Origin of the sequence: Streptomyces sp. NPDC057428 (genome assembly GCF_042803195.1) — a bacterium.
Taxonomy (GTDB): domain Bacteria; phylum Actinomycetota; class Actinomycetes; order Streptomycetales; family Streptomycetaceae; genus Streptomyces.
Genome location: NZ_JBHVCT010000015.1, coordinates 51,918 through 76,836, shown reverse-complemented (window position 1 = coordinate 76,836; position 24,919 = coordinate 51,918). Strand labels below are relative to the sequence as shown.

At 71.6% G+C, this 24,919-nt stretch carries 20 protein-coding genes; 11 read left to right on the top strand and 9 right to left on the bottom strand.

Annotated features, from left to right (window positions below; all coding sequences use genetic code 11):
- Positions 1 to 15: 15 nt before the first annotated feature.
- Positions 16 to 1,155, top strand: coding sequence for an XdhC family protein (locus ACFU5K_RS08945; protein WP_384058395.1), 1,140 nt, complete (start codon positions 16 to 18; stop codon positions 1,153 to 1,155).
- A 55-nt stretch (positions 1,156 to 1,210) separates the two neighbouring features.
- On the opposite strand, the gene ACFU5K_RS08940 is transcribed toward ACFU5K_RS08945, so the two are convergent.
- The 3 genes from ACFU5K_RS08940 to ACFU5K_RS08930 form a co-directional block, all read right to left on the bottom strand.
- The gene (locus ACFU5K_RS08940; protein WP_384058394.1) at positions 1,211 to 2,044 is read right to left on the bottom strand and encodes a DUF3626 domain-containing protein; all 834 of its coding nucleotides are present in this window, start codon (positions 2,042 to 2,044) and stop codon (positions 1,211 to 1,213) included.
- 488 nt (positions 2,045 to 2,532) lie between these two features.
- A complete protein-coding gene (locus ACFU5K_RS08935; protein WP_384058392.1) occupies positions 2,533 to 4,080 on the bottom strand; it encodes a peptidoglycan-binding protein in 1,548 nt (515 codons plus the stop codon).
- A 269-nt stretch (positions 4,081 to 4,349) separates the two neighbouring features.
- Positions 4,350 to 5,081: a nitroreductase family protein gene (locus ACFU5K_RS08930; protein ID WP_384058390.1), complete on the bottom strand. Its 732-nt coding sequence runs from the start codon at positions 5,079 to 5,081 to the stop codon at positions 4,350 to 4,352.
- Positions 5,082 to 5,521: 440 nt separating this feature from the next.
- On the opposite strand from ACFU5K_RS08930, the gene ACFU5K_RS08925 reads away from it, so the two are divergent.
- The 3 genes from ACFU5K_RS08925 to ACFU5K_RS08915 are packed head-to-tail and all read left to right on the top strand — an operon-like array spanning position 5,522 to position 7,958.
- Positions 5,522 to 5,755, top strand: coding sequence for an acyl carrier protein (locus tag ACFU5K_RS08925; protein WP_384058389.1), 234 nt, complete (start codon positions 5,522 to 5,524; stop codon positions 5,753 to 5,755).
- Positions 5,752 to 7,026, top strand: coding sequence for a beta-ketoacyl-[acyl-carrier-protein] synthase family protein (locus ACFU5K_RS08920; RefSeq protein ID WP_384058388.1), 1,275 nt, complete (start codon positions 5,752 to 5,754; stop codon positions 7,024 to 7,026). The genes ACFU5K_RS08925 and ACFU5K_RS08920 overlap by 4 nt, the downstream gene beginning before the upstream one ends.
- A 17-nt stretch (positions 7,027 to 7,043) precedes the next feature.
- Entirely contained in the window at positions 7,044 to 7,958 is a 915-nt protein-coding gene (locus ACFU5K_RS08915) for an alpha/beta fold hydrolase (RefSeq protein ID WP_384058386.1), read from the top strand.
- 57 nt (positions 7,959 to 8,015) lie between these two features.
- Here ACFU5K_RS08915 and ACFU5K_RS08910 read toward each other — a convergent pair whose 3' ends face one another.
- Positions 8,016 to 10,430 (bottom strand): endonuclease/exonuclease/phosphatase family protein, encoded by a 2,415-nt coding sequence (locus ACFU5K_RS08910; RefSeq protein ID WP_384058385.1) that lies wholly within the window; start codon positions 10,428 to 10,430, stop codon positions 8,016 to 8,018.
- 188 nt (positions 10,431 to 10,618) lie between these two features.
- Positions 10,619 to 11,023 (bottom strand): VOC family protein, encoded by a 405-nt coding sequence (locus ACFU5K_RS08905; RefSeq protein WP_384058383.1) that lies wholly within the window; start codon positions 11,021 to 11,023, stop codon positions 10,619 to 10,621.
- A gap of 171 nt (positions 11,024 to 11,194) precedes the next feature.
- On the opposite strand from ACFU5K_RS08905, the gene ACFU5K_RS08900 reads away from it, so the two are divergent.
- The 3 genes from ACFU5K_RS08900 (at position 11,195) to ACFU5K_RS08890 (ending at position 15,294) form a co-directional block, all read left to right on the top strand.
- Positions 11,195 to 12,697, top strand: a complete 1,503-nt coding sequence (locus ACFU5K_RS08900; protein ID WP_384058381.1) for a TerD family protein — start codon at positions 11,195 to 11,197, stop codon at positions 12,695 to 12,697.
- Between the two features lie 72 nt (positions 12,698 to 12,769).
- The gene (locus ACFU5K_RS08895; protein WP_384058379.1) at positions 12,770 to 14,266 is read left to right on the top strand and encodes an MFS transporter; all 1,497 of its coding nucleotides are present in this window, start codon (positions 12,770 to 12,772) and stop codon (positions 14,264 to 14,266) included.
- Entirely contained in the window at positions 14,263 to 15,294 is a 1,032-nt protein-coding gene (locus ACFU5K_RS08890) for a glutathione S-transferase family protein (protein ID WP_384058377.1), read from the top strand. Before ACFU5K_RS08895 ends, ACFU5K_RS08890 begins: the two co-directional genes overlap by 4 nt.
- A 5-nt stretch (positions 15,295 to 15,299) precedes the next feature.
- Here ACFU5K_RS08890 and ACFU5K_RS08885 read toward each other — a convergent pair whose 3' ends face one another.
- Positions 15,300 to 16,169 carry a DMT family transporter gene (locus tag ACFU5K_RS08885; RefSeq protein ID WP_384058375.1) on the bottom strand — a complete coding sequence of 290 codons (870 nt, stop codon included), beginning with the start codon at positions 16,167 to 16,169 and terminating at the stop codon, positions 15,300 to 15,302.
- Between the two features lie 104 nt (positions 16,170 to 16,273).
- Between ACFU5K_RS08885 and ACFU5K_RS08880 the strand changes: the two genes are divergently transcribed.
- Positions 16,274 to 17,392, top strand: a complete 1,119-nt coding sequence (locus ACFU5K_RS08880) for a winged helix DNA-binding domain-containing protein (protein ID WP_384058373.1) — start codon at positions 16,274 to 16,276, stop codon at positions 17,390 to 17,392.
- A 48-nt stretch (positions 17,393 to 17,440) separates the two neighbouring features.
- On the opposite strand, the gene ACFU5K_RS08875 is transcribed toward ACFU5K_RS08880, so the two are convergent.
- Complete coding sequence (locus ACFU5K_RS08875) at positions 17,441 to 18,220, bottom strand: response regulator transcription factor (RefSeq protein WP_384058371.1); 780 nt, start codon at positions 18,218 to 18,220, stop codon at positions 17,441 to 17,443.
- Positions 18,221 to 18,394: 174 nt separating this feature from the next.
- Here ACFU5K_RS08875 and ACFU5K_RS08870 point away from each other — a divergent pair, with 174 nt between their 5' ends.
- Both ACFU5K_RS08870 and ACFU5K_RS08865 read left to right on the top strand, forming a co-directional pair.
- Entirely contained in the window at positions 18,395 to 20,071 is a 1,677-nt protein-coding gene (locus ACFU5K_RS08870) for an AMP-binding protein (protein ID WP_384058369.1), read from the top strand.
- Positions 20,068 to 21,675: an AMP-binding protein gene (locus ACFU5K_RS08865; protein WP_384058368.1), complete on the top strand. Its 1,608-nt coding sequence runs from the start codon at positions 20,068 to 20,070 to the stop codon at positions 21,673 to 21,675. Before ACFU5K_RS08870 ends, ACFU5K_RS08865 begins: the two co-directional genes overlap by 4 nt.
- Before the next feature lie 40 nt (positions 21,676 to 21,715).
- Here the strand turns inward: ACFU5K_RS08865 and ACFU5K_RS08860 are convergent, their stop codons facing one another.
- Together ACFU5K_RS08860 and ACFU5K_RS08855 are read right to left on the bottom strand one after the other, a co-directional pair.
- Positions 21,716 to 21,937 (bottom strand): hypothetical protein, encoded by a 222-nt coding sequence (locus tag ACFU5K_RS08860; RefSeq protein ID WP_384058367.1) that lies wholly within the window; start codon positions 21,935 to 21,937, stop codon positions 21,716 to 21,718.
- Between the two features lie 125 nt (positions 21,938 to 22,062).
- On the bottom strand, positions 22,063 to 22,776 hold the full coding sequence (locus ACFU5K_RS08855) for a hypothetical protein (RefSeq protein ID WP_384058365.1): 714 nt from the start codon (positions 22,774 to 22,776) through the stop codon (positions 22,063 to 22,065).
- A 254-nt stretch (positions 22,777 to 23,030) separates the two neighbouring features.
- On the opposite strand from ACFU5K_RS08855, the gene gcl reads away from it, so the two are divergent.
- Positions 23,031 to 24,815, top strand: coding sequence for a glyoxylate carboligase (gcl, locus tag ACFU5K_RS08850; RefSeq protein WP_384058364.1), 1,785 nt, complete (start codon positions 23,031 to 23,033; stop codon positions 24,813 to 24,815).
- Positions 24,816 to 24,919: the final 104 nt, after the last annotated feature.

The window sequence follows — 24,919 nt, the reverse complement described above, 5'->3', positions numbered from 1 at the left end:
AGAAGGAGACACGCCATGCTGGACATCGCCGAGGAGCTCCACCGGTGGGTCGGGCAGGGACGCGACTTCGCCGTGGCAACCGTGGTCGGCGTCGGCGGCAGCGCGCCCCGGCAGCCGGGAGCCGCCCTCGCCGTGGACAGCGACGGCACGGCCATCGGGTCGGTCTCCGGAGGATGCGTGGAGGGCGCGGTGTACGAGTTGTGCCGGCAGGCCCTCGCAGACGGCATCACCGTCCGCGAGCGCTTCGGCTACAGCGACGACGACGCCTTCGCGGTCGGCCTGACCTGCGGCGGCGTCATCGACATTCTGGTGACACCGGTGCGCGCGGGCGACCCCGCGCGCCCGGTGTTCGCCGCCGCGCTCGCCGCCGCCGCGACGGGCCGGGCGGCCGCGGTCGCCCGGGTCACCGAAGGGCCCGGCGGCCTGCTCGGCCGGCCCCTGCTCGTCCATCCCGACGGCACGTACGAGGGCGGCCTCGGAGGCCACCCCGACCTCGACCGTACCGCCGCCGCGGAAGCCCGCGCGATGCTCGATGCCGGCCGAACCGGGCAGGTCTCCGTCGGAGCCGAGGGCTCCCGCTGCGGCAGCCCTCTGACCCTGCTCGTCGAATCGAGCGTCCCCCCGCCCCGGATGATCGTCTTCGGGGCCATCGACTTCGCCGCGGCGCTGGTGCGGGCCGGTCGCTTCCTCGGCTACCACGTCACCGTCTGCGACGCCCGGCCCGTCTTCGCTACGGCGGCGCGTTTCCCCGACGCCGACGAGGTCGTCGTCGACTGGCCGCACCGCTACCTCGCCGCCACGGACGTGGACGCGCGAACCGTGCTCTGCGTGCTCACGCACGACGCCAGGTTCGACGTCCCGCTGCTGGAACTGGCGTTGCGGCTACCGGTCGCCTACGTCGGCGCGATGGGCTCGCGCCGCACCCACCTGGAGCGCAACGACCGGCTGCGCGAGGCCGGCGTCACCGACCGCCAACTGGCCGCGCTGCACTCGCCGATCGGGCTCGACCTGGGAGCGCGTACGCCGGAGGAGACCGCCCTTTCCATCGCCGCCGAGATCGTCGCCGACCGGCGCGGAGGCAGCGGACTGCCGCTGAAGGGCGCACACACCCCGATCCACCACGAGGACGGACAGCCGCTCGCCCGGGTGGCCTGACCGAGGTGGTTCCGCGTCCCAGGGGATGCGGAACCACCTCGATCCCATGTCCCGCTCAGTGCCCGAAGCGCGCCAGGCAGTGCCACACCTTCTTGAGGTCCTGCGGGTCGTGAAGATCCCGGCGGGCCGCCTCGCCCACGATCCGCGCGTCGAGGAATCCGCCGACCGCGAGCGAGGCGCCGAGGTCGACGTACTCCTGGCCCCTGTACTCCGGATGGCGCCGCAACTCCCGGATGTGAAGGCGGAATCCGCCGTGCCACTCCACCGGGCACGGCAGCCGGGACGCGGCCTCCTCCACCTCCGTACCCCTGAAGCACGGATCGAGGACCAGTGCCTCCACATGGCCGTCGAGACGGACCGGGCCGTGCACATGCGCCTCCACGTAGTCGTCGAGGACATCTCTGTCGTCCGCCTCGGCGAGCGAGACGAGCCTGCTACCGGTCGCCGCCACGCCGAAGTCGGACGGCTCGGCGGCGCTGTCCGGGTAGCAGAAGGTGGAGTACGCCAGCGCCGGGGCGGCCAGCCTGAAATGAGCGGATCCGAACCGTGGGGCAGCACCGAAGTCGTACCGCCGGAAGTTCAACGCGCCGTAGACCGGGCGCTCCTGGGCGTGGGCGTCATCGTAAGCGCCGCTGAAGATCCGGTTCTCCCAGCGCCACCGGTCCCCGCCCGGACGGGCGGTGAGCCCGCCGTTGCTCGTGCCGGTGACGAACTGGGACAGGTAGACGCCGTCGCCGGCCAGACTGTCCAGGATCGTACGGCCACCGCTGACCCGGTCCGGGTGGAAGTTCAGCGTCACCCGCAGGGACGGGTCGAGCGCTTCTCCCGTCGACAGCGAGGCCACGTGGGAGAGGGCGCGGGCGCGTGCGGGTGAGGTGTCGTCGCTCATCGGCACAGTCTGCCCGAGCGGCGCCGCCGCCCGGGCCCCGCCCTCAGCTCCGGCGGGCCGCCCGTGCCTGCGCCTTCCGCCGCGCGACCGTGTACGTGGACCAGTCCCCCCTGTGCCGGTCGCACCGGGACGCGTCCTTCATCGCCAGACGTCGGCAGCGTGTGCCCTTCTGGGTGATTGCTCCGCATGCGGACTGCGTACGAGCCATGTGCGACCGCCCCCTGATTCCCGCCGGCCGGGTGCCGGCAGGGCCCAGAATTCCCGAGGGCGGGCATCGGCGGAAGGCGCACCCGCGCCGTCCGGGTGCGCCCCGGAGCGCGGGGGCGGCCCGGGTGGTGCTGTCGGTGCGGGCGGCCGCGGCGTGTGCGCGGTGCGCGGCTGCCCGGAGTCCGACGGCCCGGACCCGGTGTCGTCCGTCGTCGGCCCGACGCGGCGGGGCCGGGGTGTGAGCGCCCGCGCCCGACGGGGGCACCCGGGGGCCGCGGGGGTCAGCGACCGGACTGCAGCGCCGCCCAGGTGTCGGGACCCACGCTGCCGTCGGCCGTGAGGCCCTGTGCGTTCTGGTAGGCGCGTACGGCGGTGTCCGTCGCGGCATCGAAGGTCCCGTCGGCGGTCACGGTCCTCCCGAGCGCCGCCGTCAGTGCCCGCTGCACCCTCTTCACGGTGTCGCCGGAGCTGCCCTTGACCAGCGTCTCGGTGGTGCCGGCGGAGAGCAGCGCGGTCCAGGTCTTCGCACCGACCACGCCGTCGGCCAGGAGGCCGCGAGCGGTCTGGAACGCCTGGACGGCGCTCGTGGTGGCGGCCCCGAAGGCGCCGTCGACGGATCCCGCCTCGTAACCCTGCTGGTTGAGCAGTGTCTGTACGGCCTTGACCTGGGCGCCGGTCGATCCCGCCGACTGCGTCGTGTAGGAGCCGAAGGTCAGGCCGTCGCTCCCGCTGCTGGTGCCGGACCCGCCGACCAGCTGCATGTAGTAGGTCCAGTTCCAGTTGGCGCCCGGGTCGGTGTGGTCGTTCCCGGGGGCCTCGCTGTGTCCGATGACGTGGGACCGGTTCTTGGGGATGTCGTACCGGTCGCAGAGGTAAGCGGTCAGAGCGGCCGAGGAGCGGTACATCGTGTCCGTGAACCACGAGGCGTTGTCGATGAAGCCCTCGTGCTCGATGCCGAGGGCCGAGGGATTGGCGGTCTTCGCGTGATAGGCGGTGTCCTTGTCGCGCACCATCTGGGTGATCTGGCCGTCCGAGGAGCGGACGACGTAGTGGGAGCTGACCTTGGACGTCGCGTTCTGGAACCAGCTGATGGTCCCGGCGTACGAACCCTGAGCGACGTGGATGACCACCTTGTCCACCGTCGCCGTACGGCCCGTCGCGTAGTTGGCGGAATTCGCGGCCACCCACAGTGCTGGGGGGTAGTCGGGGCTCTGGGTGGTGACGTCGGCCTTGGCCAGCGGGCCCTTCTCGGGGGCTACCGGGCGGGAGGTGACCGAGACCCGCTCGCCACCGGTCACGGTCGCCCGCAGCCCCTGGGCGAGGAAGGTGTAGACGGTGTCCGCGTAGAGGGCGGCGATGGAACCCTCGGCGCCGCTGTAGCGGGCGACCGCCGGGTACCAGGCGTTGATGTCGGCCCGCTCGGCCTTGTCGAGGCCCAGCGTGTCGGCGTGGTCCCGCAGCACGGCGGCGCCGCCCAGGATGTTGGTCCGGGTATCCCCGCGCAGGTCTGCCGTGGACTCGCCCGTCAGCGCGGCGGCCTTCTCGAGGGAGTGGCTGACCGGGTTGCTGACGAGGTGCATCACCCCGTAGCCGTTGTCCTGGCTGGGGCGTCCGGCGTGCCCGTCCAGGTGGGTCTCGCCGTAGCCGACGGCGACGAGCAGGTCGCGCGGAACGCCGTACGCCTCGGCGGCCCGTGTCAGGGCCGCGTTCATGGACGTGCCCGCGGGGGCGGCGGTTGCCGGGTGACCGGTGGCGAGGAGGACGGTGGCCGTGAGTGAGGACAGTACGGCTGAGCGTCCTCGGGTGTGGCCGGCGGGGCGCGGGGGCATACCTGCTCCTGGTTCGTGGGGGAGAGGACGACCGCCGGGCCTGGGGGACGGGCCGGGGCCGTCGAGCCCGCACAGGTTATCGACCTGTTCAGGGCATGACAGCGATGCGTACGCGTGTCCAAATCCCTTTCACTCCAATGGAGTTGTGTCTTCCGGCTCGGACCTCCAGGCCCACCCCGGCGGGAGTGGCCGCGTCACTGTCAACTCCAGGAGCGAGCTGTCCGGGCGGGCCGTCACTCGTCGTGAAGGTGGCGGCCCGCCGGGTGTCTCTACCAGCGGTTCCGGTGGACGACATCCGCCACCGGGCGGCGCCGCACCGGGCCGAAGTTGCCCTGCGGCCATCCCACCGGGATGGCCGCGAAGGTGTGTGTGTCCGCGGGGATGCCGAGCACCTTCTTCCACTCCTGCTCCAGCATCAGGTGCCAGATGGTCACGTTGGCCGCGAGTCCCAGCGCCCGCGCCGCGAGCAGGACGTTCTGGACCCCCGGGTAGACGCAGGAGCCCTCGGCGAGCGCCTGGAAGCGCTCCTGCGTGCCCGCCATGTGCTCCAGCCCCGCGGGGCCGAGTGACTCGGCGTACGCCGCGAGACCCTCGGCGTCGAACCTCGGCTCCGGGAACTTGTAACAGGGGATGATCAGGGCGGGGGTGTCCGCGAAGTGGTCGCGCTGGTGCTCGATGGCCGCCACCATCCGCCCGTAGGCCGCGGCGTCCATACCCTCCGGCGCGTGCTTGCCGGTCGTCGCGAGGTAGGCGTCCACGCACCGTTTCCACAGCGGGGCGAGATCGGACATCACCCCGCGGTCCGTGACGACGACGTACTCGTAGGCCTGCATGTTGCCACCACTCGGTGCCCATACGGCGGCCTGTATGAGCTGATCGAGGGTCTCCTCCGGAACCGGGTCCGGCTTGAGGCGGCGCATGGCGCGCATCGTGGACATCGTCGGGAAGAGGGCGGGCCCGTCGAGCATGGGCGCGTCGGTGTACACCGTTTCGAAGGTCATGATCGCGGAGTGTACGGCTCAAGGCCCTTTGTGGGGAGGCCTGTTGGGAAGCCTCCTCCACGCCCCAGCAGCAGGCAGGGCACCCCGAGTTGGGTGGTGCCCTTCGTCCCGCCCGAGGACTCGTACAACTCGGCCTGCCTCGCCACCCAGTTGGCCGGGCTTACCTGTACCCCCGCGTCGTGCCCCAGCTGCGTCATGGCTCTTCCGTCCTCCGGTGGGGTCGTCGCGTCCGTACGTCCGTGCCCATCGTGTCACCCGTCCCCGCCGCGCGCCGGAATCGCACACCTGCCCGTCCCCCCTCCTCACGGGGGAACCGGGGGCGGAGATCCGGCCGCGAAGGCGTATAAAGGGTCCCTCCCGAGCAGCCGGCGTCCCCCGATGGCCATCTCACCCACCACGCGGCCGGCGTCACCGCGTACCGAGAGCGGAGGAGCGTCCCCATGAGCACCTCGGAAGAGATCAGCGCCTTGCTCGTCACCAGGTTCGGAACCGATCCGCAGGACATCCGGCCGGAAGTGCCGCTCCGTCAGCTGCGGCTGGACTCCCTTGCCCTGGAGGAGCTCAGGCTGCTCATCGAGGACCGGATGGAGGTCGATCTGGAGGACGTCGTCCTGTCGTCGCGTGACACGGTCGGTCATCTGGTCGCGGCCGTCACCGGCAAGGCCGGCGCGTGACGGGCCGGGGGCCGTTCGCACGGCGGCCCGCCCGGCCGGGCATCGAGCCGTTCAGTGCCGCGGTCACCGGCGTCGGGCTGGTCACCGCCGCCGGCGTGGGTGCCGATGCCGCCTGGCGTGGGGTGTGCGACACCGCGCTCGCGCCGTCGGTCCCGCACCTCCCCGAACTCGCCGGACTGCCTTGCAACTTCATGTACACCGTGACCGGCCTGGACACGAAGGCGGTCCTGGGCGTCGCCGCACAGAGGTTGATGGACCGCTTCTCGCAACTCGCCGTGATCGCAGCCCGCGAGGCGGTCGCCGACGCGGGGCTCGACCCCTCGGTCTGGGACAGTGGCAGGGTCGCGGTCGTCATCGGTTCCGCCCACGGCGGCCTCCCGTTCTACGACGAGCAGCACACCCTCCTCACCGAACGCGGCGCACGGCGCGTCTCCCCGAAGCTCGCGCCGCTCTGCGTAGTCAACGGGGCCGCCAGCAGCGTCGCAATGGACCTGGGCGTGCACGGGCCGAGCCAGGCGGTCTCCACCGCCTGCTCGTCGGGGACGGTGGCCATCGGCACCGCTCACCAGATGCTCCGCACCGGTGCCTGCGACATCGTCATCGCGGGCGGCGCCGAATCGGTCCTCTCCCGGCTGCTGATCGCCAGCGCCTGCCAGATGCGGGCCGTCTCCACCCGCCGCGACGACCCCCAGGGAGCCTGCCGCCCCTTCGACATCCACCGCGACGGGTTCGTCGTCGGTGAGGGCGCCGGCCTCCTGGTCATGGAGCGGCCCGAGCACGCACTGGCCCGCGGCGCCACGGTCCGCGCCCGTGTCGCGGGTTACGGGGCGTCCAGCGACGCCCATTCCGCCGTCGCGCCCGACCCCGACGGGCTGGGCATCGAGCGGGCGCTGCGCACCGCGCTGGCCGACGCGGACATCGAAGCGCTGGACGTGGGACACGTCAACGCCCACGGCACCTCCACGGTCGCCAACGACATCATCGAGACGGTGATGCTCCGCCGGGTCCTCGGTGAAAGTCCTCTCGTCACATCCACGAAGGCCATGACCGGGCACACGCTGGGTGCGGCCGGCGGCATCGAGACGGCGCTCACCGTCCTCGCGCTCCAGCACCAGATCGTCCCGCCGACCGCCAACCTCGACGCCCCCGACCCCGCGATCCCGGTCGAGGTGGTGAGCAAGGAGGCCCGGCACGCCTCGTTCGAGTGCGCGGTCAAGACGTCGCTGGGCTTTGGCGGTCACAACGCGGCACTCGTGCTCACCAGGGCCTGACGGAGACGAGGAGCACCATGCGCGAAGAGATCATCCGGTCCCTGACCGTGGACGGACTGCGCTACGGCTACCGGGTCATGCCCCGCGATCCGGCCGGGCGCGAACAGCCGGGGACCGAGCCGGTCCTCGTCATCGGAGGCGCGCTGCAGGGCATGTTCGGGTGGCCGCAGATGGACGATCATCTGGGCCCGGTGGCCGATGTGGTGACCGCCGACCTGCCGGGCATGGGCACGGCGGACCCGCTGCCTCCCGGCCCCAGTGCCCCCGTACTGCGCGCGGCGGTGGGCGCGATCATCGACGACCTGGGGGCGTCCCGGATCAACCTCTTCGGCTTCTCCTACGGCGCGGCCATCGCCTTCGGTTACGCACAGCACGACCCCGGGCGGGTCGCCAGGCTCGTCCTCGGGGGAGTGCCCGTGCACATCGGTGAGGAGCGCCGGAACTACTGGCACCGCGCCACCGCGGCCCTGGCGGAGGGGGACGCGGAAGGCTTCGCGGCGCTCGCCGCCGACGGTCTGATGTGCCTGGATCCGGAGCGTCCCGTGCACCGCAGGGAGCTGGCCCGGCGTTACGTACGCCGGTCGTTTCTGCACGCACTGGCCCATTCCGGGCACGCTGCCGACTCGCTCCGGCGGGCGCTGGGGGACCGGCCGGACTTCTCCGGCGGGCTCTCGGGCGTACCCGCCCTGGTCTTCGCGGGGGAGCACGACACGGTCACCTCGCCCGCGCTGCAACGGGAGTTCGCCGCCACGATCGAGGGCAGCCGCTTCCTCACCCTGCCGGAGTCCGACCACTGGGTCGTGCTGGAGCGGTCCGACGAGGTCGCCGCCCTGGTGACCCGCTTCTTCACCGATCAGCCGCTCGAACACGCCGCGGCCCTGCTCCCGCACCAGCACGGGGCGCCCGCTGCCGCGGAACCCGCCCCCGCGTGAACCCTGCCCTGGGGGCCGGTTTGGGTGGCGGCCCCCCGGAGCCGCCACCCGGGGGCATCAGCGCCGGTGCCCGTGGCCCTTCACGTCGATCCGCACGATCTGCGGGTCGTGGTCGCTCGCCTGGTCGGCGAACTCCGCGTTGATGTGCACCACGTCGTAGTCGAAGCGACGCACCGCGGGGCTGGTCAGGATGTGGTCCAGCGTCTGCGAGTTGCCGTCGTAGACGTAGCTGTACTGCTCGCGGGCGGGCAGCGTCGTGATCAGGGGCTTGAGCACCTTGCCGCTGGTCAGCGCCTTCATAGTGGGGGAGAACGCGAAGTCGTTCAGGTCGCCCAGTGCGACCACCCGGGCCGACTTGTCCGCCTTGAGCAGCGAGGTGACGAAGGTGTTGACCTCCGCGGCCTGCCGGACGCGCTGCGTCTCGGAGCTGCGCGCCGGCTCCTGGTAGCGGCCGTGCAGGGACTGGTCGCCGCCTTTGGACGCGAAGTGGTTCGCGATGACGAAGACCGGCTCACCGCGGAAGCGGAACTCGCCCACCAACGGCTTGCGGCTGCTGTCCCAGGCCGTGCTCGTGGGGTTGATCCGGCCGGGCGACACCGAGAGGGTGGCGCCCCTCCTGGTCTTCACCGCGGTGACCGCGGTGGTGGCGTCACCGCCCGGACGGTCCACGAAGTCGACCCGTCCGGGGTTGAAGAGGAAGACGTTACGGATGTTGCCGCCGGGCTCACCGCCGTCCTTGCCGTCCTGGGGTGACACGTAGCGCCAGGAGTACCGGGGGCCGCCCGCCGCGACGATCGCGTCCGTGAAGCGCTTCAGGGTCGCCTCGGAGCCCACGGTCCCGTCGTTGACAGCCCCGTTGTCGTCCTGGATCTCCTCCAGCGACACGATGTCGGGGGCCGCGAGAGCGACGGCCACACCACGGGCGAGCGTGTCGAACTTCTCCTGCGCGTCGCCCGCGTCCAGGTTCTCCACGTTGTACGTGGCGACGGCGAGCTCCCTCTGCTTCTGCTTCCGCGTCACCTCGCGCTTCAGGCCGTTGTCCTTCAGCGTGCCGAGCTCGGTGGCCTGGACGTTGTAGCCGCCGTAGGAGGCGTAGTCGACGACGCCGGTGGTGGCGCCGGTCAGCACGTCGCCCACATCGGCGACCGGGACGGGCCGCGCCGCGTCCAGCGACATCACCTTCAGGCGGCCGGTGTTCTGGTCCTCGTAGGAGGAGTAGAGCGTGCCTCCGCGCCGCGTGGGGTTCTCCCGCGACTTCACCGTCACCCACACCTCGCCGTACGCCGTCGTCGCACCAGTCACCCGGGTGTCCGCCATCGTGACGCGAGTGCCTTCGAGCGACTCGTAGAGGTCCAGGGCGTAGGCCGACGGGTCGAGGGCCAGAGCCTCGACCGATCCGCCGCCGGCCGTGGGCACGTAGGCGTCCGGCACCGAGGTGGCGTCGAGCACGACCGCGTCGGGCAGCGCGTTGCCCGAGGAGAGGACCGTGACGAGCGGGGCGGTGATCTGGGTCAGCGACTGGGCGCCGGTGGCCGGGTAGTACTCGGCCACCTTGCCGCTGACCAGGACCGAGTCGCCGACGCTGACCGCCGGGGCGGCGGAACCGGTATAGACGAACACGCCCTCGCTCGTGCGCGGGTCGGCGTCCGGTGCGGTGTCCTGGATCCAGAAGCCCCGCGATCCGGTGGTCCGTACGCCCGTGACGACGCCGGGGACACCGGCCACCGGCTGCCCGGCGAGCGGGGAGAGCCGGGTCGTGCCCTGGATGTCGTGCACGCGCACGGTACCCGGCTCGGTCGGTCCGCCGGGCTCGCCCGGACCCGTGCCGCCGGAGCTCTCGCCGGCCGCGTTGACCGGCGTCGGGGCGCCCGCGGTCAGGTCGGCGGCGTTGTCGTCCGTGTCCGCCAGGGACGTACCGCGCGCCACGGAGGCGGTGGCCGAGGCGCCCGCCGCAGGGCCGCTGCCTTCGCGGACGACCGCGGAGCCGTAGCCCACGAGGTCGACAATCCGTGCGTCGGCGGCACATTCCGCAGGGGTCTTGCAGGTCAGCGGCGTCGTGCCGGAGACGAGCGCGACGGTGCCGCTCGCCGCGGACATCGCGACGGTGCCGGTGGCGTCGGGTGTCGGCAGGGCCACCGTGCCGCCGGTACCCACGGCCTGGGCCACGAGGTAGCGGCCGCCGGGCGCGACTGCGCCGGACAGTGCGGAGACCTGCCACAGCGAGCCGGTGGAGGGAGTTCCCGGAAGGTACTGGACGCTGAAGCCCGACAGGGCGAAGGCGCTCCCGCCGGCGTTGGCCAGCTCGATGTAGTCGCGGGTGAGCGTCGCACCGGAGTTGCCCCCGCCGCCGTACACCTCGGAGATGACGGCCGACGACGACGGTGCCGCGAAGGCGGAGGGCAGCGCGGTCACCGAAAGGGTCACGGTGACGGCGGTGGCCAGCAGGGCGGAGCCGGGTCTGGCTATGTGCACGGGAACTGCCCCCAAATGTGTAGTGAGGGGCCAAAAACTATGCGCGTAGACCGGTGGTGGCAAGAGACCGGAGGTTAATTCCGGGCGTCATCGCCTCCCGTTGGCACCGGACTTCGGCAGCGACCGCCCGCCGGTCCGTGAGACGACGGGAGCCCACGCGCGCTGGGCCCCGCGCCGCCACGGGTTCTCTAGCGGCTCTCCGGGATGCGGGCCGGGTACACGGACAGCGAGAACGAGTGCCCGGCCGGGTCGGTGTAGACGCGGACGTCGCGCGGGCCGCTGTTGCTGTCACCCGTGTCCACGGGACGGGCGCCGAGCCCGATCGCCTCACGCTCGGCCTCGTCCATGTCCCCCGCGTCCACCAGGATGCGCAGATGCGCCTGCTGGGAGTCCTCCGGACGCGGCCAGCTCGGCGGCGCGTAACCGTGATCGCGGCGCACGGCCAGGTGGACCCCGGTGTTGCCGACGATCTCGACGAAGTCGGGATCGCTGCCTATTCGTGTCTCGGCTCCGAGGAGGGACGCATAGAAGTCGGCGAGCTCCAGCGGCTCGGCGCAGTCCAGGACCAGAACACTCGTTTTCCCGACAGTCATGCTCCACCGGTACCCCCGATGGGGCGTCCCACGCCAGGCAGGTGCCGCAATATGCCGCCCAGTGCGGGGAGTTGAGGAGACAGCAGGGGAGTGGACCCGACGGGCTCTCCTGACGGTCTTCGCGACTTCGACCCATCGACTTCACCATATCTTCACTGGCAGCATGAAGGGATGACCGACATGACCAAGGGCGCCAACACACCAGTGCCGACTGCCCCGCTCCGCGTGGCGGTCTGCCGCAGGCACGTCCCGGGCGCGCCCGTGGTGGACGCTTCCGTCCTGCTGCTCGACGCGAACGGCAAGGTCCGGGGCGATCGTGACCTGGTCTTCTACAACCAGCCGGTCCATCCGTCGGGCACCGTTCGGCACATGGGCCCGGTGGAGGGCGACGGGCGGATCGCCGAGTGGCTGGAGATCGACCTCCCACGGATCGAGCCCGCGGTGCGGCGACTGGTGGTGGCGGGTTCCTGCGAGGGCGGCTTCTTCGGGCAGGTGGCGGACCTCTCCCTGCAGAGCATGACGCCGGACGGGTCGACGGTGGCGTACTACTCGGTCACGGACGCCGCCACGGAGACGGCCTTCGTCCTGGGCGAGTTCTACCGGCGTGACGGCGGATGGAGGTTCCGCGCCGTGGGCCGGGGACACGCGTCCGGACTCGCAGGTCTGGTCACGGACTTCGGGATCGCCGTGGAGCAGAGCGCACCCGCACGGCCCCCGGCGCCGCGTCCGCAGGCCCCGTTCACAGTGGCCCGGCCCGAGACACCGCAGGCGGGCTCGCGCCCTGTGCCGCCGCGCAGAGAGGCGGACGGCCCCTGGCCCCTCGAGGTCAGGCCCCTGCCCGTACCCGACCGGGCGCCCGCACAGGCGTCGGGCGTCTGCACGGGCCGCGGCCGAGGCGTCGTCATGCTCACCAATCCGGCCCCCGGCCGGCCGGCCCTCCTCGACTACGCCGTCGAGAGCGAGGGTTCGGTGTTCGGCCACACGGTCCGGATCATCGACGAGTACGGCGACGGCGAGCAGCTCCTGCGCGGCAGCCAGGACGGCGCACGCGGCAGGACCCTGCTCTTCCGCAACGGCGAGAGCGAGGTCGCCCTCGGCATCGAGGACGCCGTCGACTGGCGGCTGAGCCTCCATCCCGTCGAGACGGCCGCCGTGCTCACCGGCCCCGCGCAGGGCAACGGCAGCGAGGTGTTCCGGTACGCGGGACCGCCCGCGCTGCTCGGGCTGCGAAGGCTCACCGGGGACGAGGACCAACTCGCCACCCGCACTGTGCAGGCGCACGGCAGGACCGTCGTCTCCGCGGACACCGGTGGCCGCAGCCGACCCGTGGTCGGGCCCCTGTGGGTATCGGGCGCGGGCCACTGCTACGTCCTGGTCAGCGCCGGGGACCGTACCGGCTGGCACATCGAACCGACGGACCTCCAGCAGGTACCGGCCTTCGGCCGTTCGGTGTCCGGTCACGGGTACGGCGTCGTCCACCACTCCGGGCCGGAGACCGACGTCATGCTCACGCACGAACCCCGCGGCGGGCTCGACGTACTCGCCGTCTGGGCGCTCGACGAGCGGCTCGAACCGGTGCGCAGGGTGAGCATCGGCGGCGGCCTCCAGCGGATGCCCCCCGGTTACCTCCAGATCAGGACCATGGGCCACTGGACGTTCGAGACACGCGGCTGACAGAAGCACGCCGTCCGGCCGCACGGCGCGCCCGGGGCGACGATCGGCGTACCGCGGCCTAGGGTGCGGACCATGGCAGCGAGCACGGGTGACCGGGACACAGCCACTTCCGGGCCCGGCCCCTCTGACCCCCGTCGCTGGCGCGCTCTCGCGGTCTGTCTGGTGGCGGGCTTCATGACGCTGCTGGACGTGTCCATCGTCAATGTGGCGCTCCCGTCCATCAAGGAGGGTCTCGACACCCCCGAGTCCGACCTCCAGTGGGTGCTCTCCGGCTACGCCCTCGCCTTCGGGCTGGTCCTCATCCCCGGGGGACGACTCGGCGACGCCCGGGGCCGCCGCGCCGTGTTCATGGCGGGCCTGACCCTGTTCACCCTGGCGTCGGCCGCCTGCGGCGCCGCCCAGTCCAGCCTGTGGCTCGTCGTCGCACGACTGCTCCAGGGAGCGGCGGGCGGACTGCTCTCGCCCCAGATCTCAGCCCTGATCCAGCAGATGTTCTCGGGACGCGAGCGGGGCCGTGCCTTCGGCATGTTCGGGACCGTGGTCGGCATCTCCACCGCCGTCGGCCCGCTCCTCGGCGGCCTCCTGATCCAGATGGCGGGGGCCCAGGAGGGGTGGCGGTGGGTGTTCTACGTCAACCTGCCGATCGGCGCCGTGTGCCTCGTGCTGGCCTGGCGTCTGCTCCCCGACACACCGTCGGCGACCCGGGTACGGCCCCGAGACCTGGACCCGGTAGGCGTACTGCTGCTCGGCGGCGGAGTCCTCGTCCTGCTGCTGCCCTTCGTCCAGGCCCAGCAGTGGCCGGGCAACGACAAATGGCTGCTCGTGCCGGCAGCTCTCGCCTTGCTCACCGCGTTCGTCGGCTGGGAGTCCCGCTGCGCCGGGCGCGGGGTCCAACCGGTCCTGGACCTGGCGCTGTTCCGCCTGCGGTCCTTCTGGCTCGGCTGTCTGATGATCCTTCTCTACTTCGCCGGATTCACCTCGATCTTCTTCATCAGCACGCTCTACCTCCAGGCCGGACTGCGCTACAGCGCACTCGAGGCCGGCCTCGCGATCACCCCGTTCGCGCTCGGCGCAGGCGGCGCCGCGAGCATCGGCGGCCGGCTGGTCGGCCGCTTCGGGCGACCCCTCATCGTCGTAGGACTGACGATGGTCGCGGCCGGCCTCGGTCTCACCGCGCTGGCCGTACACCTCGTACCCGGGCGGGGCGCCGGTCTCGCCATGGCCGCGCCCCTTCTGCTGGCGGGGCTGGGCAGCGGACTCGTCATCGCGCCCAACCAGACCCTCACCCTCGCCCAGGTGCCGGTGAGCAACGCCGGAAGCGCGGGCGGCACCCTCCAGACCAGCCAGCGCGTCGGATCGGCCATCGGGATCGCCGCGGTCGGCTCGGTCTTCTTCGCGCGGCTGGGCCCGGGCAACTGGGCCTCCGCGTACGACCACGGGCTCCTGGTCTCGGTCGCTTTCGTCCTCGCGGCCCTGGTCGTGGCGCTCGCCGACGTCGGAGCGGGCAGGCGGGAGAAGAAACGCCCAGCGGAGTCCGAAGCCACTGACCAGTCGAGGAGCAGACGATGAGCGACACGAGCGCCGGGGAGAAGGACGGGAACACCTCCTACGGTCACAAGCCCTTCAAGCGTTCCCGTAGCCACTTCGCCGACCGGATCACCGCCGACGGACGGGACGGCTGGCCCGTCGAGGCCGGGCGCTACCGGCTCGTCGTCAGCCGCGCCTGCCCCTGGGCCAGCCGGGCACTGGTCTCCCGGAGGCTGCTCGGACTGGAGAGCGCCCTCTCACTGGCCGTCACGGACCCCATCCAGGACGACCGCAGCTGGCGCTTCACCCTCGACGAGGGCGGCAGGGACCCCGTGCTCGGCCACCACTACCTCAGCGAGGCCTACGACGCCCGGGAGCGCGACTACCCCGGCGGGGTCAGCGTGCCCGCGATCGTGGACGTACCGACCAGGTCCCTGGTCACCAACGACTACCAGCAGATCACGCTGGACCTGGCCACCGAATGGACCGACCTGCACCGGCCCGGCGCACCCGACCTCTACCCGGAACCGCTGCGCGACGAGATCGACACGGTGATGGAGGGCATCTACCGGGACGTCAACAACGGCGTCTACCGCACCGGCTTCGCCAGCGGCCAGAGCGAGTACGAGGCGGCCTTCACCGGCCTGTTCCGGCGGCTCGACCTGGTCTCGGAACGCCTCGCGGACCGGCGCTACCTCGTCGGCGAAACGATCACCGAGGCGGACATCCGGCTGTTCACCACACTGGTGCGCTTCGACCCCGTCTACCACGGCCACTTCAAGTGCAACCGCGCGAAGCTGGCCGAGGACCCAGTCCTCTGGGCGTACGTCCGCGACCTCTACCAGACCCCCGGCTTCGGCGACACCGTCGACTTCGACCACATCAAGCGGCACTACTACCAGGTGCACACCGGCATCAATCCGACCGGCATCGTGCCCCTCGGCCCGGACCTGTCGGGCTGGCTGACGCCGCACCACCGGGAGCAGCTGGGCGGCCGGCCGTTCGGTGACGGGACCCCGCCCGGGCCCGTGCCGCCCGGCGAGGAGGTCCCCGCCGCCGGGCGGCCCTGACCGTCTCACTTCACCCGGGGCGGGGGCTGCGGCCCCCCCATCGCCAGGGGGGAATGCGCCAGGGCCACGCAGCCGACGGTGATCATGGCCAGTCCGGCCAGCTCGGGCACCAGCCACCACCCGGTGCGGATCGTCTCCCCGAACAGCGTCAGGCCGTACGCGATGCTGATCAGCGCGTCCCCGAGCGTCAGTATCGGCTGCACCGCCACCAGCGTGCCGGCCTGGAGGGCGTTCTGCAGGAGGAACAGGGCGCCCACCCCCGCCACCGCCGTGGCGTAGAGCTGCCACGCGGTGAGCAGGCCCGGCACGCCGGCGTCGTCGAGCCTGCTCATGGCGTCCTTCATCAGCGCGGCGGTCAGGGCGTATCCGCACGCGGCGGAAAGGCCGAGGAGGGCGCCCCGGGTGTTGCCCGAGGTGCTGAGCGCGGTGGCGATCAGCACGGCCTCGAAGATGCCGGTCGCCACCAGCGCCGGGATCCAGACCGTGCCCTGCACTTCGTCGCTGCCGCCGACCGGCGAGGCGGCGATCATGCCGAGGGCGAGTCCGACCGTCACGGCGGCCGCGCCCACCCAGACCGCACGCGGCATCCGGGTCCGCAGCACGAAACCGGCGATGAGCAGGGTCGCGGGCAGCTCGATCACGAAGATCGGCTGGACGACGGCGATGGGCCCCGTCGCCAGCGCCACCGCCTGGCAGACAGCCGCGACGACCACCAGGGCGATCCCGGCGAGCCACACCCTCTGGCGCAGCAGATGCCTGATCAACGACAGGTGCATCGACTCGCTGTCGGGCACGTCGAGGGCGGCACGGCGCTGCAGGACCGAGGCGGAGCCGTTGCTGAGCGCGGTCAGCACGGCGAACAGGACACTGATCACCACCCCATCATGCGGGCCCGGGCCCTCATGTCCGCGCCGCCGCGGACGGCGCGAGTGTCGCCGTTTCCGGACCGCCGCACCCGGGCCCGCGTAGCCTGCGGTCCATGGTCGCCACACACGCTCCCGTGCTCTCCACCCGCGCGCTCAACAGGGCTACCCTGGAACGCCAGTTGCTTTTGAGTCGCTCCGCCGTGTCCGCGAAGGAGGCCGTCGGCGGACTCGTGGGCCTGCAGGCACAGAACACCCGGCCGCCGTACTTCCAGCTGTTCGCGCGGCTGGAGGGCTTCGACCCGGCGGACCTGTCGGCCCTGATGGAGTCCCGCGAGGTGGTCAGGATCGTGACCCTGCGTTCCACCATCCACACCCACACCGCCGAAGACGCGCTCACACTGCGGCCCCTCGTCCAGCAGGCGCGTGACCGGGAGCTGAACATGTTCCGGCGCGGGCTCACCGGGGTGGACCTGGACCGGCTGGCCACGCTTGCCAGGGAGCTCGTCGAGGAACGGCCACGCACCATGAAGGAACTCCGGGAGAGCCTGCTCCCGCACTGGCCGGACGCCGACCCGAGGGCCTTGGCGGTGGCCGCGCGCTGCCGGCTCCCGCTGGTCCAGGTCACCCCCCGCGGGCAGTGGGGGCGCAGCGGTCAGGTCGCCCTGACGACCGCCGAACACTGGCTCGACAGGCCGTCGGAGCAGGTCGCGTCGCCCGACGACACGGTCCTGCGTTACCTCGGTGCCTTCGGGCCGGCTTCCGTGATGGACATGCAGAGGTGGGCGGGCCTCACCCGGATGCGAGAGGTGTTCGAACGCCTGCGTCCCAGGCTCACCACCTTCCGCGACGAGGGCGGGACCGAGCTCTTCGACCTGCCCGACGCCCCCCGCCCCGATCCCGCCACCCCGGCACCGCCGCGCTTCCTGCCCGAGTTCGACAACGTCCTGCTCGGCCACGCCGACCGGACCCGGGTCATCCCACCGGAGTTCAAGGGGCGTAACGGCGTGGGCAACCAGTCCTACGGGACCGTCCTGGTCGACGGCTTCCTGGCAGCCCTCTGGCGCCTGGACGAGACGGCGGACGAGGCGACCGTCACCGTGCAGGCGCTGGGCACCCTCACACCGGCCGCGCGCGACGAGATCACCCAGGAGGCCGTGGAGATGCTGACAGTGATGTCCACGGCGACGGCGTACGACGTCCGCTTCGCCACCTTCATCGACTTCGGCGGCTGACGCGCGGGGAGCGGCACGTCGCCGGGGCCCGGGAGGGCCGGAACCCGCTCAGGGCAGCAGCCCCGTGCGGCGCGCCGCCACCACGGCCTCCAGCCGGGTGCGGGCCCCCAGCTTCCTCATCGCCGAGCGCAGGTAGCTCTTCACCGTCTCGGGACGCAGGCCGAGCCGTTCGGCTGTCGCGCCGTTCGTGGCGCCCGAGGCGACGCACGCGAGTACATCCACCTCACGCGGCGTCAGCCGCATCCGCCGGACCGCGGGGCCCCCGTCGGCCCCCGCACCGGCCGCCGAGGCGAGCCGGCCGCATACGGCGAGCAGTTCGCCGCGCAGGTGCGGGTCGAGGATCCTCGGCGCCAGGGCACGCAGCTCGCGGTGCGCCTCGCGTACGCCCTCCCAGGTGCCGGGCCGCTCGTCCGGGTCGGTGACCTGCTTCCGGGTGGCCGCGGTGAGCCTGTGCACCTCGTCGCGGACCGCCAGGGCCTGCTCCACCTCCCGGGCGGCCGACGCCGCGACGTCGAACGTGCGGTCCCCCAGGGTGAGCGGTTCCCGCAGAGCCCCGTACAGCACGCCCCGTACCGTGCGGCCCACGACGACGGGCACCGCGACGACCGAGCGCAGCCCCTCCGCCGCGACAGCCGTGTCGTACTCGTGGCTGATGTGGCGGGACGACCTGTAGTCGGTGACCGCGCACGCCCTGGACAGGGCCATCGCCTTGCCGCCGAGCCCGCTGCCCGCCGAGATGACGAGCCCGCGCAGCGCGGGGGTCTGCGCCCCGCTCAGCTCGGCGATCCGCGCGTGGCGTGTGCCGGTCAGCAGTCCGCCGAACACCACCGGCAGGCCGCTGGTCCTGCGCAGCCTCAGCAGAGCCCCCGCAGCTCGGTCGCCTCGCCCGTGTCCGGCACGCCGATGCCCCGCCCCTTCGTCCGTACCCCCCTTTCGGGGGTGGTGAGATCCAGGTCACTGTTTGCATGATGCTAAAGGACGCGTCCGCAACGAGGAGGGCACATGCCGGCAACCAGTGCGACGGAGACGTTCCGGGCGGCCCGGGACTTCCTGATCGAGCACCGCGAGGACTACACCGCGGCCTGCGAGGGCTTCAGCTGGCCCAGGCCCGACCACTTCAACTGGGCGCTCGACTGGTTCGACGTCATCGCCGAGGGCAACGACCGCACCGCCCTGCACATCGTGGAGGAGGACGGCGGGCGCACCGAGGTCTCCTTCGCCCGCATGGCGGCCCGCTCCGCCCAGGCCGCGAACTGGCTGCGGGAGCAGGGGGTGTCCGAGGGCGACCGGATCCTCGTCATGCTCGGCAACCAGGTCGAGCTGTGGGAGACGGCACTGGCCGCGATGAAGCTGCGCGCCGTCGTCATCCCGGCGACCCCGCTGCTGGGGCCACTCGACCTGCGCGACCGGGTGGAGCGCGGCCGGGTCCGCCACGTGCTCGTACGAGCCGAGGACACGGCGAAGTTCGACGAGGTGCCCGGCGCCTACACGCGGATCGCCGTGGGCGCCGACACCGACGGCTGGCTCTCCTACAGCGGGGCCGACGAGGCACCGGAAGGCTTCACGGCGGACCGGCCGACGGACGCCGACGAGCCCCTCATGCTCTACTTCACCTCCGGTACCACGGCGAGCCCGAAGCTGGTCGAGCACACGCATGTCTCCTACCCGGTCGGCCACCTGTCCACGATGTACTGGATCGGCCTCAAGCCCGGCGACGTCCACCTGAACATCTCCTCGCCCGGCTGGGCGAAGCACGCGTGGTCCAACCTCTTCGCGCCGTGGAGCGCCGAGGCCACCGTCTTCATCTTCAACTACAACCGGTTCGACGCCGCCCGGCTGATGGCGGAGATGGACCGCTCGTCCGTGACCAGCTTCTGCGCCCCTCCGACGGTCTGGCGAATGCTCATCCAGGCCGACCTCGGGCAGCTGAACACCCCGCCGCGCGAGGTCGTCGCGGCCGGTGAGCCGCTGAACCCCGAGGTCATCGAGAGCGTCCGGCGGGCGTGGGGCGTGACCATCCGCGACGGCTTCGGCCAGACGGAGACCGCCGTCCAGGTCGCCAACACCCCTGGACAACTGCTCAAGGCCGGCTCCATGGGACGGCCCTGCCCGGGCTTCGACGTCGTCCTGCTCGACCCGGTCTCCGGGGAGCCCGGCGCGGCCGAGGGCGAGATCTCCCTCGACCTTGCCCACGCGCCGGTCGGGCTGATGACGGGTTACCACGGCGACCCGGAGCGCACGGCGGAGGCGATGGCGGGCGGCTACTACCGGACCGGTGACATCGGCTCCCGGGACGAGGACGGCTACATCACCTACGTGGGCCGGGCCGACGACGTGTTCAAGGCGTCGGACTACAAGATCTCGCCGTTCGAGCTGGAGAGCGCCCTGTTGGAGCACGAGGCGGTGGCCGAGGCCGCGGTCGTGCCCGCCCCCGATCCCGTGCGGCTCGCCGTCCCGAAGGCGTACGTCGTGCTGGCGGAGGGCTGGGAGCCCGGGCCGGCCACGGCCAAGGCGCTGTTCGAGCACTCGCGGGCGGTCCTCGCCCCGTACAAGCGCGTCCGCAGGCTGGAGTTCGCCGAGCTGCCGAAGACCGTCTCCGGCAAGATCCGCAGGATCGAGCTGCGGGAGCGCACTGCCCGGGGCACGGGCACCGAGTACGACGAGGGAGACCTGCGATGAATGAGCTGTCCTACGCGCACGGCACCGGCGACACCCCGCTCCTCGGCGACACGATCGGGCGGAACCTGGACCGCGCCGTCGCCGCGTTCCCGGAGCGGGAGGCCCTGGTCGACGTGGTGTCCGGGCGCCGCTGGACCTATGCGGAGTTCGGCGCCGCCGTGGAGGAACTGGCCCGCGGGCTCATGGCGTCCGGGGTGGCCAAGGGCGACCGGGTGGGCATCTGGGCGGTCAACTGTCCCGAATGGGTCCTCGTCCAGTACGCCACGGCCCGCATCGGCGCCGTCATGGTCAACATCAATCCGGCCTACCGGGCCCACGAGCTGAAGTACGTGCTCGACCAGGCCGGGATCTCCCTCCTGATCGCCTCGCTCGCCCACCGCACCAGCGACTACCGGGCGCTCGTCGGGCAGGTCCGGGCCGGCTGCCCCGCGCTGCGGGCCGTCCACTACATCGGCGACCCGTCCTGGGAGGAGCTGACGCGCGCCGCGGACGCGGTGACCGCCGAACAACTCGTCGGACGTGAGGCGGAGTTGTCCTGTGAAGACCCGATCAACATCCAGTACACCTCAGGCACCACCGGCTTCCCGAAGGGTGCGACGCTCTCCCACCACAACATCCTCAACAACGGGTACTCCGTCGGGGAGATGGTGGCCTACACCGAGCACGACCGGGTCTGCCTGCCGGTGCCGTTCTTCCACTGCTTCGGCATGGTCATGGGGAACCTCGGCATCACCTCGCACGGCGCCTGCATCGTGATCCCCGCCCCGGCCTTCGAGCCCGCCGCCGTGCTGGCCGCCGTGCAGGAGGAGCGCTGCACCTCGCTCTACGGGGTGCCCACCATGTTCATCGCGGAGCTCGATCTGCCCGGCTTCTCCTCGTACGACCTCTCCTCGCTCCGCACCGGGATCATGGCCGGGTCACCCTGCCCGGTCGAGGTGATGAAGAGGGTCGTCGCGGAGATGCACATGGAAGAGGTCTCGATCTGCTACGGCATGACGGAGACCTCTCCGGTGTCCCTCCAGACGCGGCGGGACGACGATCTGGAGCGTCGTACGGGCACGGTCGGCCGTGTGATGCCGCACATCGAGGTGAAGGTGACCGACCCCGCGACCGGGGTGACGCTGCCGCGCGGTGAGGCCGGCGAGCTGTGCACCCGTGGGTACAGCGTGATGCTCGGCTACTGGGACCAGCCGGATCGGACGGCCGAGGTCGTCGACGCGGGACGGTGGATGCACACGGGGGACCTCGCGGTGATGCGGGAGGACGGATACGTCCAGATCGTGGGCCGGATCAAGGACATGATCATCCGCGGGGGCGAGAACGTCTATCCGCGCGAGATCGAGGAATTCCTCTACGGCCATCCCAAGATCGCGGACGTCCAGGTCGTGGGCGTTCCCGACGACGTGTACGGCGAGGAGATCCTGGCCTGTGTGATTCCCCGCGACCTCGCGGACCCGCCGACCCTGGAAGAGGTGGCGGCCCACTGTCGCGAGCAGTTGGCCCACTACAAGATCCCGCGCGCGTTGCGCATCCTGGAGGCGTTCCCGATGACGGTGAGCGGGAAGGTCCGGAAGGTCGAACTGCGGGAGGGGTACGGCGCGTAACTCAGGGCCGGGTGCCGGAGGCCGTTGCGCGACCGAGGGGTCAGGCGGCCTGGATGACGCCGGAACCGATGCCCTGGGTGGCCGCCGCCCACTCGATGAGCAGTACCTCGTACTCCGCGGCCTCCACCGGCGTCCAGTCCTGGCCCGCCCGCGCGTCCACGAGTGCGCGGATGGCGTCGTTCGCCTCGACGGCGGACGGGTGTGCGGGCTGGGTCAGGAAAACGGGGGTGGAGTGGGTGGGATGCCGAGGAGTTAAGACCATGCCTTCACTCTACGTCCTCATACTGACAACAGGCCGAACATATGAGGCCAGGGGGGTACAGGTGACCGAAATCATCCTGTGGGGACTCGGCGGGCCTGCGGGAGGGCCTGTGATGTGACGTGCCGTCAGGGACCGATGCTGACCAACTCGTCGGCGGATCCGTTGACGGGCTGCGGTGTGCCCGTGAGGTCCAGGGCGAACAGGGGGATGGCAAGCCCGTCCGCCCGTGAGCGGGCCTCGTCGGTGTAACCCGCCAGCGAGAAGAGCACGCTGGACACGGAGGAGTTGAGTGCGTTGAGCCATAAGCACTCGACGTCGCGGACGGCGGTCGGTCGGATCGTCGTGTCGACCTGGGCGATGAGGCCGGCGGCTCTGAGGTCGATCCGGGACGTGGGCCGCGCCTCGGGCTGCACCACGTCGCGGTAGCCCAGCCATCGCAGATACAGCGCGGCCGTGCTCACCGCGTCGCGGGCGGTGCGTATCACCAGGGGACGGAACGACGGGCGCGGATGGGCGGCCGTGCGTGGCAGCGGTATGTGGGAGGGGCCGGAAGCGGCGGGTGGCGCGACTCGGTTCGTGGCGACAGGGCGTACGGGGATCCGCAGTACCGCGCCGCAGGGGCAGCAGAGCTCGGGGTGAGGCCACTGGTCGTGCCGCCCGCAGGAGTGGCAGCGCACGCTCACCCAGTCGTCGTTCCACGTGCGGTGGGTGATGGGCACGGCCGGGGCGCCGCGCATGAGCGGCGGGGCGGTCGGCGAGCCGCAGGGGCAGGGGTACACCGGCGTGATGTAGGCGTGGTCCCGGTGGCAGACCGGGCAGCGCACCGGTACGGACTCCACGTGCCGCCCCTTTCCTCGCCGCTCCCGCGGCGGTCGCGTTCCGTCCCCCATCGTCTACCAGGAGCGACCGTCCGGGGAGGGGAACGGAGCACTCCGCCGTATGTCCGGTGCCCCTTTTCCGCCCTCCCTTGACGACTGCGTGAGGCGCCTCTAAGTTGATTCCGTATAGCAGAAGTGAACTTCCATTATGCGGAATTGGTGCTCTCAGGTGGCGCGACAGAGCCCGACTCCACCAGGTCCGAGCAGGAGCACTCATGCCTCGTATGACCGCTGCCCGAGCGGCAGTTGAGATCCTCAAGCGCGAAGGCGTCAGCAACGCGTTCGGTGTGCCCGGTGCGGCGATCAACCCGTTCTACGCGGCTCTCAAGGCGTCCGGCGGGGTCCATCACACCCTCGCCCGTCATGTCGAGGGCGCTTCCCACATGGCCGAGGGGTACACGCGTGCCGCGGCCGGGAACATCGGCGTCTGCATCGGTACGTCGGGGCCCGCCGGCACCGACATGATCACCGGCCTGTACTCCGCCATCGCCGACTCGATCCCGATCCTCTGCATCACCGGCCAGGCGCCGACCGCCGTTCTCCACAAGGAGGACTTCCAGGCCGTCGACATCGCGTCGATCGCCGCCCCGGTGACCAAGGCCGCGACGACCGTCCTGGAGGCCGCGCAGGTCCCGGGCGTCTTCCAGCAGGCCTTCCACCTGATGCGCACGGGCCGGCCCGGACCGGTCCTCGTCGACCTGCCCATCGACGTCCAGCTCACCGAGATCGAGTTCGATCCCGAGCTGTACGAGCCCCTGCCCGTCCACAAGCCCGCCGCGACCCGCAGGCAGATCGAGCGAGCCGTCGAGATGCTCAACGCCTCGGAGCGGCCGCTGCTCGTCGCGGGTGGCGGCATCATCAACGCGGACGCCTCCGCGCTGCTGGTGGAGTTCGCCGAGCTGACCGGCGTGCCTGTCGTCCCCACCCTGATGGGCTGGGGCGTCCTGCCCGACGACCACCGGCTGAACGCGGGCATGGTCGGCCTGCAGACCTCGCACCGCTACGGCAACGCGAACTTCCTGGAGTCCGACTTCGTCCTCGGCATCGGCAACCGCTGGGCGAACCGGCACACCGGCAAGCTCGACGTCTACACGCGGGGCCGCACTTTCGTCCACGTGGACATCGAACCGACCCAGCTGGGCAGGATCTTCGCCCCGGACCTCGGCATCGCCTCCGACGCGAAGGCGGCCCTCGAGCTCTTCGTCGAGGTGACACGGGAACTCAAGGAGGCCGGAAGGCTGAAGGACCGCTCGGAGTGGGCGGCCTCCACCCAGGAGCGCCGGGCCACGCTGCAGCGCCGGACGCACTTCGACGACGTGCCGCTGAAGCCCCAGCGCGTGTACGAGGAGATGAACCGGGCGTTCGGCCCCGAGACCCGCTACGTGAGCACCATCGGCCTCTCCCAGATCGCCGGCGCGCAGATGCTGCACGTCTACCGGCCGCGGCACTGGATCAACTGCGGCCAGGCCGGTCCCCTCGGCTGGACGATCCCGGCCGCGCTGGGTGTCGCCACCGCGGACCCGGACGGCTCCGTCGTCGCCCTCTCCGGCGACTACGACTTCCAGTTCATGCTGGAGGAGCTCGCGGTCGGGGCGCAGCACCGCATCCCCTACGTCCACGTGCTGGTGAACAACTCCTACCTGGGGCTCATCCGTCAGGCGCAGCGCAACTTCGACATCGACTTCCAGGTCAACCTGCAGTTCGAGAACCTCAACTCCCCGGAGCTGGGCGTCTACGGCGTGGACCACGTCAAGGTCGTCGAGGGCCTGGGCTGCAAGGCGATCCGGGTCACCGAGCCGGACCAGCTGCTGCCCGCCTTCGAGGAGGCGAAGAAGCTCGCGGCCGAGCACCGGGTGCCCGTCGTCGTCGAGGCGATCCTGGAGCGGGTCACCAACATCTCGATGAGCGGGACGGACATCGCTTCCGTCAACGAGTTCGAGGACGTGGCGACCGAGCCCGGACACGCCCCGACGGCGATCCGTCCGCTGACGGTCTCCTGACCCGCGGCCACCGCCCGGCCCGCGGCCCGGCCCGCCCGTCCCCACCGGGGAACGACGCGGCCGGGCCGCGGTGGGTGGACGAGGGCGGACCGGCCGGAGCGCTG

What these genes read in the sequence shown, in the direction of transcription:
- ACFU5K_RS08945 (WP_384058395.1), top strand. Translation starts at nt 16, where the DNA reads ATGCTGGACATCGCCGAGGAGCTCCACCGGTGGGTCGGGCAGGGACGC.
- ACFU5K_RS08865 (WP_384058368.1), top strand. Translation starts at nt 20,068, where the DNA reads ATGAATGAGCTGTCCTACGCGCACGGCACCGGCGACACCCCGCTCCTC.
- ACFU5K_RS08925 (WP_384058389.1), top strand. Translation starts at nt 5,522, where the DNA reads ATGAGCACCTCGGAAGAGATCAGCGCCTTGCTCGTCACCAGGTTCGGA.
- ACFU5K_RS08935 (WP_384058392.1), bottom strand. Translation starts at nt 4,080, where the DNA reads ATGCCCCCGCGCCCCGCCGGCCACACCCGAGGACGCTCAGCCGTACTG.
- ACFU5K_RS08930 (WP_384058390.1), bottom strand. Translation starts at nt 5,081, where the DNA reads ATGACCTTCGAAACGGTGTACACCGACGCGCCCATGCTCGACGGGCCC.
- ACFU5K_RS08860 (WP_384058367.1), bottom strand. Translation starts at nt 21,937, where the DNA reads ATGGTCTTAACTCCTCGGCATCCCACCCACTCCACCCCCGTTTTCCTG.
- ACFU5K_RS08880 (WP_384058373.1), top strand. Translation starts at nt 16,274, where the DNA reads ATGGTCGCCACACACGCTCCCGTGCTCTCCACCCGCGCGCTCAACAGG.
- ACFU5K_RS08870 (WP_384058369.1), top strand. Translation starts at nt 18,395, where the DNA reads ATGCCGGCAACCAGTGCGACGGAGACGTTCCGGGCGGCCCGGGACTTC.
- ACFU5K_RS08940 (WP_384058394.1), bottom strand. Translation starts at nt 2,044, where the DNA reads ATGAGCGACGACACCTCACCCGCACGCGCCCGCGCCCTCTCCCACGTG.
- ACFU5K_RS08895 (WP_384058379.1), top strand. Translation starts at nt 12,770, where the DNA reads ATGGCAGCGAGCACGGGTGACCGGGACACAGCCACTTCCGGGCCCGGC.
- ACFU5K_RS08900 (WP_384058381.1), top strand. Translation starts at nt 11,195, where the DNA reads ATGACCGACATGACCAAGGGCGCCAACACACCAGTGCCGACTGCCCCG.
- gcl (WP_384058364.1), top strand. Translation starts at nt 23,031, where the DNA reads ATGCCTCGTATGACCGCTGCCCGAGCGGCAGTTGAGATCCTCAAGCGC.
- ACFU5K_RS08905 (WP_384058383.1), bottom strand. Translation starts at nt 11,023, where the DNA reads ATGACTGTCGGGAAAACGAGTGTTCTGGTCCTGGACTGCGCCGAGCCG.
- ACFU5K_RS08915 (WP_384058386.1), top strand. Translation starts at nt 7,044, where the DNA reads ATGCGCGAAGAGATCATCCGGTCCCTGACCGTGGACGGACTGCGCTAC.
- ACFU5K_RS08890 (WP_384058377.1), top strand. Translation starts at nt 14,263, where the DNA reads ATGAGCGACACGAGCGCCGGGGAGAAGGACGGGAACACCTCCTACGGT.